7 protein-coding genes and 2 tRNA genes are annotated in these 13,827 nt (G+C 63.2%); 6 read left to right on the forward strand and 3 right to left on the reverse strand.

The features are described 5' to 3' along the window. Nucleotides 1-25: 25 nt before the first annotated feature. Both ahcY and ACYQ3G_RS15225 read right to left on the reverse strand, forming a co-directional pair. Nucleotides 26-1,447: an adenosylhomocysteinase gene (gene ahcY / locus ACYQ3G_RS15220; protein ID WP_459827035.1), complete on the reverse strand. Its 1,422-nt coding sequence runs from the start codon at nt 1,445-1,447 to the stop codon at nt 26-28. A gap of 30 nt (nt 1,448-1,477) precedes the next feature. Further along, on the reverse strand, nt 1,478-2,413 hold the full coding sequence (locus tag ACYQ3G_RS15225; protein ID WP_459827037.1) for an ArsR/SmtB family transcription factor: 936 nt from the start codon (nt 2,411-2,413) through the stop codon (nt 1,478-1,480). A 140-nt stretch (nt 2,414-2,553) separates the two neighbouring features. On the opposite strand from ACYQ3G_RS15225, the gene ACYQ3G_RS15230 reads away from it, so the two are divergent. From ACYQ3G_RS15230 to ACYQ3G_RS15245, 4 genes are all read left to right on the forward strand, one after another. After that, nucleotides 2,554-3,033, forward strand: coding sequence for a DciA family protein (locus ACYQ3G_RS15230; RefSeq protein WP_459827039.1), 480 nt, complete (start codon nt 2,554-2,556; stop codon nt 3,031-3,033). Beyond that, complete coding sequence (locus tag ACYQ3G_RS15235) at nt 3,033-3,668, forward strand: DUF2927 domain-containing protein (protein ID WP_459827041.1); 636 nt, start codon at nt 3,033-3,035, stop codon at nt 3,666-3,668. Before ACYQ3G_RS15230 ends, ACYQ3G_RS15235 begins: the two co-directional genes overlap by 1 nt. A gap of 59 nt (nt 3,669-3,727) precedes the next feature. Next, nucleotides 3,728-3,801: transfer RNA gene (locus tag ACYQ3G_RS15240), tRNA-Gln, on the forward strand. Nucleotides 3,802-3,806: 5 nt separating this feature from the next. Next, nucleotides 3,807-3,884, forward strand: a tRNA-Glu gene (locus tag ACYQ3G_RS15245). A 192-nt stretch (nt 3,885-4,076) separates the two neighbouring features. Here ACYQ3G_RS15245 and ACYQ3G_RS15250 read toward each other — a convergent pair. Then, on the reverse strand, nt 4,077-7,235 hold the full coding sequence (locus ACYQ3G_RS15250; protein WP_459827043.1) for a transporter substrate-binding domain-containing protein: 3,159 nt from the start codon (nt 7,233-7,235) through the stop codon (nt 4,077-4,079). Nucleotides 7,236-7,923: 688 nt separating this feature from the next. Between ACYQ3G_RS15250 and ACYQ3G_RS15255 the strand changes: the two genes are divergently transcribed. Beyond that, nucleotides 7,924-10,587 (forward strand): ATP-binding protein, encoded by a 2,664-nt coding sequence (locus ACYQ3G_RS15255; RefSeq protein ID WP_459827045.1) that lies wholly within the window; start codon nt 7,924-7,926, stop codon nt 10,585-10,587. A 219-nt stretch (nt 10,588-10,806) separates the two neighbouring features. Further along, a complete protein-coding gene (locus ACYQ3G_RS15260) occupies nt 10,807-13,818 on the forward strand; it encodes a PAS domain S-box protein (protein ID WP_459827047.1) in 3,012 nt (1,003 codons plus the stop codon). Nucleotides 13,819-13,827: the final 9 nt, after the last annotated feature.

Raw genomic sequence — 13,827 nt, forward strand, 5'->3', positions numbered from 1 at the left:
GAATCTCCTTGTCATGTGGAGTTGATTAGTAACGGTAGTGGTCGGGCTTGTAGGGGCCGTTCACGGACACGCCTATGTAGTCGGCCTGCTCCCTGGACAGGGTTTCGAGCTCCACGCCCAGGCGGGCGAGGTGCAGGCGCGCCACCTCCTCGTCCAGGACCTTGGGCAGGGTCATGACCTGCGGGGGGTACGTGTTCTTGGCCAGGTCGAGCTGGGCCAGGACCTGGTTGGTGAAGGAGTTGGACATGACGAAGCTCGGGTGGCCCGTGGCGCAGCCGAGGTTCACCAGGCGGCCTTCGGCCAGGACGATGAGGCTCTTGCCCGAGGGCAGAATCCACTTGTCGACCTGGGGCTTGATGGTGATCTTGGTGCAGCCGGGGGTCTTCTCCAGGAAGCCCATGTCGATTTCGTTGTCGAAGTGGCCGATGTTGCAGATGATGGCCTCGTCCTTCATGGCCAGCATGTGCTCGCCGCGGATGACGTGGTAGTTGCCCGTGGCCGTGACGAAAATGTCGGCCTCGGCGCAGCCCTTGACCATGGTCGTGACCTCGTAGCCTTCCATGGCCGCCTGCAGGGCGCAGATGGGGTCGATCTCAGTCACCAGCACGCGCGCGCCGAAGCCGCGCATGGACTGGGCGCAGCCCTTGCCCACGTCGCCGTAGCCGCAGACCAGCACGACCTTGCCCGCAACCATGATGTCCGTGGCGCGCTTGATGCCGTCGGCCAGGGACTCGCGGCAGCCGTAGAGGTTGTCGAACTTGGACTTGGTCACGGAGTCGTTGACGTTGAAGGCCGGGAAAAGCAGTTCGCCGTTCTTGGCCATCTGGTAGAGGCGATGCACGCCGGTGGTCGTCTCCTCGGACACGCCGCGGATGCGGGCGGCGATCTTCGTCCACTTCTGCGGGTCGGTCTTGGCGCTGGCGATGAGGCGGTCGAGGACGCAGCGGAACTCCTTGTTGTCCGTCTCGCGGGACAGCAGGGACGGGTCCTTCTCGGACTTGACGCCCTCATGCACCAGGAGCGTCGCGTCGCCGCCGTCGTCGACGATAAGATCCGGGCCCGAGCCGTCGGGCCAGGTCAGGGCCATCTCCGTGCACCACCAGTAGTCCTCGAGGGTTTCGCCCTTCCAGGCGAAGACCTTGGCCAGGCCCTCGGCCACCACGGCGGCCGCGGCGTGGTCCTGGGTCGAGAAGATGTTGCAGGACGCCCAGCGCACGTCGGCGCCCAGGGCATTGAGAGTCTTGATGAGCATGGCCGTCTGGATGGTCATGTGCAGGCTGCCGGTCACGCGCAGGCCCTTCAGCGGCTTGGCGTCGCCGTACTTGTCGATCAGCGCCATGAGTCCGGGCATCTCGCGCTCGGACAGCTGCATTTCCTTGCTGCCCCACTCGGCCAGGCCCATGTCGGCGACCTTGTAGTCCAGGGTGGGATCGATGGGTAACGTCATGTTGTCTCCTTTCTTTCGTGACAAACGGTATTATACGGAAAATTCCTCGCGCCGGGCCGTGATGACCATGAGCGTCAGGCCCAGGTTCACGGGGTGGCGCTCGCAGGACAGTTCCTGGAAGCCGGCCCGCTCCAGCCAGGAGCGCAGGTCCTCGGGCGCGAACCCGAGCCAGCGGTCGCCGTAGCCGGTGCGCAGGGCCTCGTTGTCGTGGAGCAGAAAATCGGCCAGCACTGCCTGTCCGCCGGGCCGCACCACTCTGCCCATCTCGGCCACTCCGGCCTGGGGCGAGGCCAGATGGTGCAGAACCAGGGACATGACGGCCGCGTCGGCCTCGCCGTCGCGCAGGGGCAGGTGCTCCAGGTCGCCGATGCGCAGGCTGACCTCCGGCCCCTCGGGCAGGAGCTTGGCCGCGGCGTCGAGCATGCGCGCCGAGTTGTCCACGCCGATGACGCAGTCGGCCACCCCGGCCAGATGCCCCAGCAGGAGACCTGGACCGCAGCCCAGGTCCACCACCGTGCCCAGTTGACGGCCATAGGATTCGAGCCTGCCCAGGATGGCCTGGCCCAGCTCGAAGTCGCCGAGCATCTCGCGGCTCAGGCGCTTCCAGTCCGAGGCCACGCCGTCGAAGAAACGCGTCGTGGACCGGCGGCGCTCGCTCAGGACCTGCGCGGCCGCGTCCAGGTCGGCCTTGTGCTCCGGCAGACCGGCCAGGCCCTCCAGCACGGCCGTCAGCAGCGCCCGCGAGCCGTTGGAGGCGCTGGCGCTGTAGAAGGCCCACAAGCCGTGGCGCTGGCAGCCCACCAAGCCCGCGTCCATGAGGATCTTCAGGTGCCGGGAGATGCGCGACTGACCCATGTCCATGACCTGCACGATCTCTCCCACATTGAGCTCGTGACTGGCCAGGACGCCCAAAAGGCGAAGCCTCGTCTCGTCGGCCAGGGCCTTTGTCTGGGTCAGAAGTTTCATGGTGTCCGGTGGTGTGCTGCTGCGTGTTGTGGCTACGTATCTATATCAAGATATTTTGATATAGCCTCGCCTACATGCCATCCGGGCAAAGGTCAAGAACCGGCCTTGCCTGGGGGTATCAAGATGGGTAGGCAGAGAGGATGCGCGAACGACAGAAAAGAACCTGCACGGCCTCGGAGGCCCTGGACCGGGTCCTGGGCACGCCCGAAGCGGCCCTGGAGCTGGCCATCGCCCGACTGTGGCGGCACTGGCCGGAGATCCTGGGACCGGAGATCGCCGGCATGATCCGACCCCTGGGGCACCGCAAGGAGACCATGATTCTCGGCGCGACCAACTCCATGGTCATGCAGGAGTTCTCCTTCTTCGCCGGGAGCATCCTGGAGAAGGCCAACGCCTTTCTCGGCACGGCCTACTTCCAGAAGGTGACCATCGAACTCATGGCCGGCCGCCCGGCCCTGGACGAATCCCTGCTGCCGACGGCCCCGCCGACGCCCAAGGCGGCGCGGCCGGAACCCATCGGCAACCTGCTGCCCTGCATGGACCCGTCCTCGCCCGTCACGGCGTGCTACCGCGCCTATGTACGCCATTTCCGGCCCGACCTCGTCACCCCGGAGGAATGATGCGCCCCGCCCTCGCCCTTACGCTCCTCGTCCTGCTGCTCACCCCCGCCCTTTGCCAGGCGGACGACGACGCCATCCTGCGCGACTACATCCCGTCCGGGGTCATCACCCGTTTCGAGGAACCCGTGGAGTACTGGGTCGGCGGCGAAGACCGGCTGGAAGGCACATATTACATCGACACGGTCGTAAGCGAACTGCGCGGCATTCTCCCGGGGCTCGCGTTCCGGGAGGTGTCGTCGCGGAACCAGGCCAACGTCCGCCTCTTCCTGACGGACTCAGCCGATGAGTGGCAGGCCACCGTGACCGGCAGCGCCGAGGGCGCGGCGGGCTGGCAGGAACTCGGGGAGCGCATCAGGGGCTTCACCCGGCTGGTCGCCTCCCCGAAAGGGGCCATCAGGCGGGCCGACATCGTCCTGCACCTCGACTTCCAGACCTCGGGGGGCCAGAAGCTGTGGATCGTGCGTCATGAATTCATGCACGCCCTGGGGGTCATGACCCACCCCAAGGCCGCCCCGGATTCGGTCCTCAATTCCATGCAGGCGCAGCAAGACAAGAACGGCAGGTTCTCCCAATCCGACATCCTGGTCCTGCGGACCATGTACGACCCGCGCCTGGCGGCGGGCGGCAGCTGGTAGGGACCGCATTTCATGTCTTGACAGGGCCGGCCGCTTTCTCTAAGGAGGCTTTTCCCTGCTGGGCGATCGTTCAACGGCAGGACAGCGGACTCTGACTCCGTCAATCTTAGTTCGAATCTAAGTCGCCCAGCCACCCTCGTCCCCATCGTCTAGCTAGGTCCAGGACACCGGCCTTTCACGCCGATAACAGGGGTTCAAATCCCCTTGGGGACGCCATCTTCGACCATAACGGGAGTCATCCCGCCCCCCCGGAGGTTCCGGGAAATACACACCAAGCCCCTGGCGCAAGCCCGGGGCTTTTTCGCATCCCTCCTGCCGCCCTCATCACATCCCCCACCCTCAACCCGCTTCGTGCCGACTGTGCCAATCCACGGCCGCGTCAGGTTGTGCGCCGCAGCTCAGTCGACGCTACCCGGCCAGGGTTTCGGCCATCACGTGCAGAAGGCTCTCGATCCTTACGGGCTTCGCCGCATATCCGTTCATCCCGGCGGCCAGAAATTTTTCCCTGTCCCCGTCCATGGCGTAGGCAGTCAGGGCGATGACGGGGACGTCCTTCTTCGGGCCGAGATCAGCGGATTCACGGATGTGGCGGGTGGCCTCGATGCCGTTCATGACGGGCATCTGGATGTCCATGAGAACGCAGTCCACGTCATGAGCGGCCAGCAACTCAAGCGCCTGACGGCCGTTTTCGGCCAGCAGCACCCTGTGTCCGGACTTTTCCAGCAGCTTCTGGGTCGTGAGGCGGTTGGACGCGTCGTCCTCGACGAGGAGTACGCGCAACCTGTCGCCCGCCTCTGCGCCTGAAGTTTTGGCGGTGCTTGATGCGGCGTCTCCATGCGGTTTGAAGGGCAGGATGACATGCACGCTCGTGCCTTCGCCGGGGGCGCTTTCTATGGTGATGGTTCCGCCCATGAGATCGACCAGCCTCTGCACGATGGACAGGCCCAGCCCTGCGCCCTGGTAATTGCGGGTGAAGGAGTTTTCGACCTGCCGGAACGGCTCGAAGATGTCGCGCAGCCTGTCTTCGGCAATGCCGATGCCTGTATCCGTGACGCAAAAATGCACGCGGCAGTCCTCCGCATCCCTTGCGGAGAGAAGCGCAGCCGTCAGAACGACCCGGCCCTGCTCCGTGAATTTGATGGCGTTGCCCACCAGATTGAAGAGCACCTGGCGCACCCGCATTTCATCGCCGAGCAGGGCCTCGGGCATGCCCGGGGCAAGCGTGCATTCCAGGGCCACGCCCTTGTTTCTGGCCGCGACGGTGAAAAGCCCGGAGACGGAATCAATGATATCGTGGAGTTGAAAGGGCGCCTTGCGAATCTCCATCTTGCCCGCCTCCACCCTGGAGAGGTCGAGGATGTCCGACAGGAGCCTGGTCAGGCGGTTGCCGGCCTCGGTGGCCATGCGGATGTAGCCGGCCTGTTCGGCATCGAGAGGGGTGGTCTCCATGAGTTGGAGCATGCCCATGACCCCGTTGATGGGGGTGCGGATCTCGTGGCTCATGTTGGCCAGGAATTCGCTTTTGGCCTGGTTGGCTGCCTCCGCCTGCGTCTTTGCCAGCAGCAGGGCCTCTTCAGCCCGCTTTTGTTCCGTGATGTCCCGAAACTCCGTAACCCGCACATTTTTTCCCTTGTAGGGGATGTTGCGCGCTTCGAGGCGCACGGGATACTCTTCCCCGTTCTTGCGGAGGCCCACCACCTCGTAGGGACTTTCGTCACCGGACAGGATCTTGCCCATGACCAGGTCGCGCGATTTTTCGGACAGGAGCATGAGGCCGTCCATCCCGATCAGTTCATCCGTGGAGTATCCGGTGATATCGGAGAGCCCCTGATTGCAATCCAGGATGACGCCCTTGTCGTGAATGGTGATGCCGCCGAAAGAGGCGTTGTGCAGGACCTTGAAGCGTTCCTCGCTTTCGCGGAGTTCCCCTGTCCTCATTTTGACCTGCCGGCGCAGCGTCCACGACCAAAGGAAAAATCCGAGCAGCAGGAGGAGCAGCGGCACGAGGACCATGGCGAGTTTGCGCAGGATGGTGATAAGCGACAGCGTTGGCGGCTCGTACACGCCCATCCATTTCTCGTAGAGGCGCCGGTATTCGCCGGAATCCTTGAGAACCCGCAGCCCCTCGCCGAACTGAGCCAGAAGCGCCGCATGCCCATTGGGCACGGCATAGCAGTAATCCAGGGAAAGGAACGTATTCTGGCCCAGCTGCAGATTCGTCCAGCCGCGCTCCTTGATGATGTGCAGGGCGATGATGCGGGGGGCCAGGGCGCAGTCGTATTTCCCCTCGGCCACCCCCCGCAGCATGTCCTCCTGGGTCTCGACGGCGGACACCTGGGACTCCAGGCCCTGCTCCAGAAGGTAGTCGTGGCTGACGTCCCCCTTCTGGACGGCGACGCTCTTGTCTTTGAGGTCGTCGAGTGAAGCCGGAGGATCGATGACCCCACGCCGCACCACGACGACGTAATTGTTCACCGAATGCGGTTGGGAGAAGTCGAATTTCCGGTCCCGTTCAGCAGAATAGAACATGCCTTGAACCGCGTCGATGTCGCCCCGCTCCAGATCGTGCAGCACGCCCGTCCAGGGCCCGAGACGGATTTCAACGTCCAGCCCCATCTCCTTGGCGATCATCCGGGTAAGCTCGACATTGAAACCGGCCGGGTTCCCGTGTTCGTCCAGATACTCGAACGGAGGATAGCGATGATCGCCGCCCACGACGATGCGGCGGTCCTTCGGCAACTCCAGGGCGGCGAACCACCGGGAGTGAAGACGGCGGTATGTCCCGTCGGCGATGGCGATGGCGAGCCCTTCGTTCAGCAGGGCCAGCATGCGGCTGTCGCCCTTTTTGACGGCGAAACAGAAATCCTGACGAAAGTCCTCGATGGGCTTGTCGACGATCCGCAGATTCGCAAGCCCGGTTTGCGGAATGAGACGCAGCGCCACAAGCCGTTGCACGACCACGGCGTCGTAACGCCCCTCGGACAATTCGAGCAGGGCTTGCTCAAAGGTGGGGGTGGTCGTGATCAGTATGCCGCGGTCTTCACGACGCAGAAACTCCTCGGCGTTGTCGCCCTGCATGACAGCCACGCGATGTCCCCGGAGATCAGCCAAGTCATTGATATCCTCCGTCCCGGAGCGCACCACGATGGCCCCGTGCAGGGTCATGTAGGGCACCGTGAAATCGAAGAACTCTTCGCGCTCGGGCGTGCGGCCGACCAGGGGCAAAACCTGCACCTCGCCCTTTTCCAGCCAGCCGCGGACCTCGGCCCAGGGGCCCGTCCAGAAGGTGACGTCGCGGCCCATGGCGGCCAGGGAGGCGCGCAGAAGCTCCACGGAAAAACCGTCGGCGCGGCCCGTTCTGTCGACAACGGAAAAAGGAGGGTAATCGATCTCGGCAGCGGAAACGATCGGCGAGGATGGGTCGGATGCGTCGGCAACGAGCGGCGTTTGCAGCACGAGGACGAGCAGCAGGAACGCCAGCGACACGGCGGCGTGCAGCCCCGATCCGCGCACATGCTTGCCCAAATGGTTCAAATCTCCGCCCACGAAGAGAATCTGTTCGCTCATCTTTCGGAACACCTTGGGGTATCGTCCTCCGTATTTTGATACCCTTGTGGATCAAATTGCTCAAAATCTCAAGGCATGGGAACAATTCGATTCGAGTTTTCCTGCACCAGGCACACATCTGGAGGCCGAATGACAGGATGGACCTCGGCAGGCATGGCCTGAAAGGCCGCCCGAGGGAATCGACGCACGCATCATGCCTTGGGCCGGAATCTTTCCGACCGCCATGATGCTATCCGTAAGCAGTACCGAATGACGGATTCATGCCATTCCGCACAACAAGGTATCGGTGCAGAATAATCCGCGAACGAGTCCAAGCGCCATTCCCGCGCAGGCCGGCCACGTCGGGAAGAGACATTAAACCAAATTTTTTCAGTAAGTTAAAGAAAAAACTTCTTCAAGGGGTTGCGACTTTTTGCCGTGACGTCACGGCAGTTCGCCGCCTTGACCTGCGACACCGACAAGAGAAACTTCCGCAATGATTTGAGCATAATAAAGGACATGCTGGATCCAAAAAGCAGACAATGCCGCTCAGCTCTCTTCTTTCCGGTTGTGCCCATGAGCAACCTGAACTAGCCTCGTTTCAGCGGTACGCGAATCGGCTGCACGATATTGCCGTCGACGTGTCGCGACAGGTCTGTTCGCAAGGGCTCCACACGAATTTACCACCCCGAATTCCGGAAGCAGGGAAATGCTGAAACACCTCCTCCACGGATCCATTCGCAAGAAGCTCGCCATCCTCTTTCTCGCTTCGGCCCTACCCGCCTTCGCCGTCATTTTCCTTTACGGCCTGCAAAGCCGCAGCGAGTCCATCGCCCGCTCGGAAAACGAGTTGCTCCGCTTCGCCGCACACGTGGCCGACATCCAGGAGACGACAACCCTCTCGATCAGGATTCTGCTGGAAAACCTGGCCATGCTGCCCGACATTCGCGACGGCCATGCCGCTGCGTGCAAACAGGTCCTGGACCGCGCCCTGAAAACAAACCCGAACATCAGCGCCATCACCCTCGCCGACCCCGACGGGCGCGTCATTGCCACCACGCGGCCACAGGCAGTCGCCAACCTCTCCGGCAGCAAGCACTTCCGGGATGCCGTGGCTACCGGGAAATTCGCTTCCGGCGAGTTTTTCATCGGCCGTCTTGCACCTATCCCCCTCTTTCCCTTCGCCTGCCCCGTGCTCGATGACGCCGGTCATGTCCGAGGAGTGCTGCTGGCGAGCATCCCCCTGGAAAGCTTCAGCACGCTGTTCAACACCATGGAGCTTCCCCCCGATTCCTTCATCGGCGGCTGCGACCATGCCGGCATCCGGATTTTCCGCTATCCTTCCGCAAGCCCCGGACCCGTTGGCGAGCCCATCCGGCGGCCGATGTTCCAGGCTGCGGCGGCGGGAGGCGTCGAGGGCATCAAGACGGATAGCGGCACCGATGGCATCGAACGCATCGTCGCCTTCCGGAACGTGCGCCTTGACCCGGATGGACCCGCGTACATGACCATCTTCATCGGCGCGCCGAAAACCATCGTGCACGCCAACGCCCAGCGGGAGATGGTCCGCAACCTGGGCATCTTCCTGCTGGCCATGGCCATGACCCTGATCAGCGGCTGGTTTTTCGGCGGCAAGCGGTTGGGGCGCAAACTCGAAGAACTGGCCGACGCGTCCGGGCGGTTCGGCCAGGGGGACCTCGCGGCCCGGGTGGAACCGGACCCGGATGTCACGGAAATCGCCACGCTGACGTCGGCCTTCAATGACATGGCCGCATCCCTGAGCCGCGAGATCGAGGGCATGAAGCGGACGGAAGAGGCCCTGCGCCTGAGCCAGGAACGCCTGGCGCTGGCCCTGGACGCAACAAGCGACGCCATCTGGGATTGGGATCTCGAAAACAACCAAGTGTATTTCAGCCCCCGGTACGCCACCATGCTCGGCTACACGCCCGACGACTTCCCGCCCGCCCTGGTCACGTGGGAGGGGCTGCTCCACCCAGACGACCGCGAGAACGCAAAACGCATCGTGGCGGACCACATCGAACGCGGCGAACCGTTCACGCTGGAATTCCGCCTCAAGACGAATGACGGCCGGTGGCGCTGGGTCATGGGACGCGGAAACGTCGTTTCCAGAAACGCATCGGGCAAGCCGACCCGCCTCATCGGCACGCACGTCGACATCCACGACCGCAAGCAGATGGAACTGGAACTGCTCAATGCCAAGGAAGCCGCCGTGGCCGCCAACCAGGCCAAATCGGAATTCCTGGCCAACATGAGCCACGAAATCCGCACACCCCTGAACGGCATCATGGGCATGCTCCAGCTTCTTGAAGCCGAGGTCCGGGACTCGGAACAGCAGAAATTCTGCGCCTTGGCCCTGCAATCGACGAACCGGCTGACGCGCCTGCTTTCGGACATCCTCGACCTTTCGCGCATCGAGGCGGGCAAGATGGAAATTCGCCAGGAGCCTTTCGACTTCCGGGGAATGCTGCAGCAGACCATCGACCTCTTCATGCCCATTTCCGTGCAGTCACAGGTCGCACTCCAACTTCACGTGGACCCCGCTGTCCCGTCAAACGTGAAGGGGGACCCTCTCCGGCTGCAGCAGGTGCTGACAAACCTTCTCGGCAACGCCTTCAAATTCACGCGCCATGGGCGCGTCGCCGTGGAGGTCTACCCGCTGCCAAGCCGCAACGAAAACGATACCCGGATCTTTTTCACGGTCTCGGACACGGGCTGCGGCATTTCCGAAGAGTCCCTGCGCAACTTGTTCCAGCCGTTCACCCAGGCCGCCCAGGGCTATGCCCGGAACCACCAGGGCGCCGGCCTGGGCCTGACGATCTGCAAGAATCTGGTCACGCTCATGGGCGGATCCATCGCCGTCGAGAGTGAGGTCGGGACGGGCACGAATTTTCATTTCTGCGTCACCCTCGGGAGCCTACCCAAGGCCCTGGCCGCACGGGCGCAGACGGACACGCCGCAGCAGGCGCAGGCCACGGGCCGGGTTCTTCTGGCCGAGGACGACGAAGTGACGCACTTCTCCGTGCGCAGGATGCTGGAAAACAAGGGATATTCCGTGACCTCGGCCCGAAACGGGCAGGAGGCCCTGAACCGTCTGCGCCACGAGGACTTCGACACCGTGCTCATGGATGTCCAGATGCCCGTCATGGACGGTCTGGAGGCCACCCGTCTCATCCGCGCCTCGCACGACCTGGGCCCGAAGCGGAACATCCCCGTCGTGGCCCTGACCGCCTACGCCATGCCCGGCGACAGGGAGCGTTTCCTGCAGGCAGGCATGAACGCCTATCTGGCCAAACCGGTCTCCATTGCGGAACTGACGTCGACCCTCGACAAATTCATGCGCGGGGGGGCATGATCCCGGCCGGAAACACCACGATACGGCGCATGCGCCAGTCCAACCGGTGCCTCCCGCTTTCAGACTTTTCAGGGTCCGCGTCCCGAACTCTAGGCAGCAGCTGCAAAAACAGATACGTGCATCATGCCGGATTCATCCGGCATGATGCACGTAAATCGGTCCGTTCGCCGGCGCTCCCGGCTGGATAAAGAGAGCCACACCTTCCGCCCGGAAAAAAACATGCTGACACGCACCCTTCACGGTTCGATACGCAAGAAACTCGCCCTGCTCTTCATCTTCTCGGCCCTTCCGGCCATCGTCATCGTCCTCTTGACCGGCCTGAACAACCGTCACAAAGCCATCACAGAGGCCGAAAAGGATCTGCTTCATTTCTCCTGGCATATCGCCGAAACCCAGACCAAAACCACCGAGAACATCAAGACGCTGCTGGAGAGCCTGTCGGCGTCGGAGGAAGTGCGCAGCAAGGATGTGGCTGGCTGCGAAAGGCTTTTCGCCGACGTGCTGCGCATCAACCCGCTGTACGGTGCCCTGCATCTGGTCGACACCCAGGGCAACCTCATCGCTTCAGGCACCGCCCACAAGCCCGCGAACTTCGCCCGGACCAAACATTTCAGGGACGCCTTGGAGACCAAACGCTTCTCCACGGGTGAATATCTCATCGGCGTCACCTTGCACGTGCCGGTCTTCGCCTTCGGCTGCCCCGTTTTCGGCGAGCGGGGCGAAGTCACGGGCATCCTGCTGACCAGCATCCGACTGGACCTTTACCGCGACGTGTTCAGCAGCGGAGCCTTTCCGCCCGATTCCTTCATCGGCATCTGCGACCGAAACGGCAACCGGCTGTACCGTTACCCGGAAAGCCCCGCCACACCCGTGGGTGGCCCCATCAAAAAGGAAATCTTCGATGCGGCCAAAAACGGCGGGACCGAAGGCCTGGTCGTGGGAAAAGACTCCGACGGCGTGGAACGCATCCATGCCTTTCACCAGGTGCGCGTCGCCCCCGACCAACCGCCCTACATGTACGTTTTCACCGGCGCTCCGAAAGCAGCCTTCTTTGCCGCCAGCCAGGCCCAGATGATCCGGGATTTCGGCCTGCTCTTCCTGGCCATTGGCCTGACCCTGATCATCGGATGGTACCTCGGAGGCCGAACCGTTGGCCTCAGGTTCGAGGAGATGGCCGCGGCCGCCAAGCGCATTGGCAGGGGGGACCTCTCGGCCAGGGTGCAGCCGGCTCCAGACATCGAAGAACTCGATATCCTGGCCGAAGCGTTCAACGGCATGGCAGAGTCGCTGGCCGCGGACACCGTCAGGCGCCAAAATGCCGAGGCGGCCCTGCGCGAAAGCGAGCAGCACCACAGGATCATCTTCCGGAACTCGGCGCTGGGCGTGGTCTTTTTCGACCGCGAAGGCACCATCATCGACTGCAACCCGCCCTTTGAAAAGCTCATGGGCTCCCCGCGGGAAAAACTGATTGGCTTCAACACCGCCCGCCAAAGCACCCCGAAAATGCGGGAAACCATCGTCAGGGCACTGGCCGGCGAGGTCGCGGTCTTCGAAGACCAGTATACCTCCATCACCGGAGGTCTGAGCAAACACCTGCGGGTGGTCTTCAACCCAATCACCGACGGGGGGAAATGCACGGGCGTCATCGCCACCCTTGAGGACATCGGCGAGCGCAAGCGGACCGAGGAGGCGTTGCGCGAAAGCGAGGCGCGCTTCCGCAACCTTTTCGAGCAGGTCCCCTCCGTGGCGGTCCAGGGCTATGACCTGGCCGGCACAACGATATACTGGAACGCAGCCTCGGAAACCCTTTACGGGTATACGGCGCAGGAAGCGGTCGGAAAAAACCTGGTGGATCTGATCATCCCGCCGGAGATACGGGAATTCGTGCAGCAGGACATGCGGTCCATGGCCGAGACGGGCATCCCCATCCCCGCCGGGGAGCTGTCGCTCATGCGTAGGGACGGTTCGAGGGTGCTCGTCTTCTCGAGCCACGTCATCGTCAAAAAGCCGGACAGCCCCCCCGAACTCTTCTGCCTCGACGTGGACCTGACGAGCAGAAAGCTGGCCGAAGACGCCCTGTTGAAGGCCAAGGAGGCGGCCGAGGCGGCCAACCAGGCCAAGTCGGAATTCCTGGCCAACATGAGCCACGAAATCCGCACGCCCATCAACGGCGTCATGGGCATGCTGCAGCTCATGGAGACGACGTCCCTCGACGCCGAGCAGTCGGAATACGTGGACCTGGCCAAAGGATCCATCGGCCGGCTGAACAGGTTGCTCGCGGATATCCTCGACCTGTCGAGAATCGAGGCAGGCAGGATGGAGATCCGCAAGGCGGAGTTCGGCCTCGGCGAGATCGCGGAGTCCGTGTCGACGCTTTTCGCGCCGACGGCCAACGCCAAGGGCGTCAGTCTGGGATGCCGCATCGATCCGGCCCTGCCCCTCCGCTTCGTCGGGGACGAGACGAGAGTGAGGCAGGTCCTCTTCAATCTGGTGGGCAACGCCCTCAAATTCACGGATCAGGGACGGGTCGACCTGACAGTGGAGGCCTTGTCGTCGCCCGGGCAGGGCGGGCTGAAGGTCGGCTTCACCATCACCGACACGGGCATCGGCATTGCCGAAGACAGGTTTAAGGAAATATTCGAACCGTTCCGCCAAGTGGAAAATTCCTACACCCGCACCTATCAGGGGGCAGGCCTCGGCCTGGCCATCGTCCAACGACTGGTCAACCTGATGGATGGCGAGATCTACGTCGAGAGCAGCCCGGGGCACGGCACCACGATGCGCGTCGTGCTGCCCCTGGAACCGGCGTCCGCCCCAGCGACGCACGAAACGGCTGAAGCTGCGGACGGCCAGGGGCGGCTGCGCATCCTTCTGGTGGAAGACGACCCATCCAACCAGATGCCCATCCAGATCATTCTGACCAGGGCCGGACACGAGATCGTCCTGGCCGAAGACGGCGGGAAGGCCGTCGAGGCCCTTGAGGGGCAGCGCTTCGACTGCGTGCTCATGGACATCCAGATGCCCGTCATGGACGGCGTCCAGGCCACGATGGCCATCCGGCAGTCCGAGAGCCTCCGGGGAAAACGGCGCGTCCCCATCATCGCCATGACGGCCTACGCCATGACCGGCGACCGGGAGAAGTTCCTGACCGCGGGCATGGACGGCTATATCGCCAAGCCCGTGGTCGTCGCGGATCTCATGAGGACCATCGCCGAAGTCATGCAGGGCTGAGCCGACCTC

This window comes from Desulfomicrobium salsuginis, from assembly GCF_054657795.1.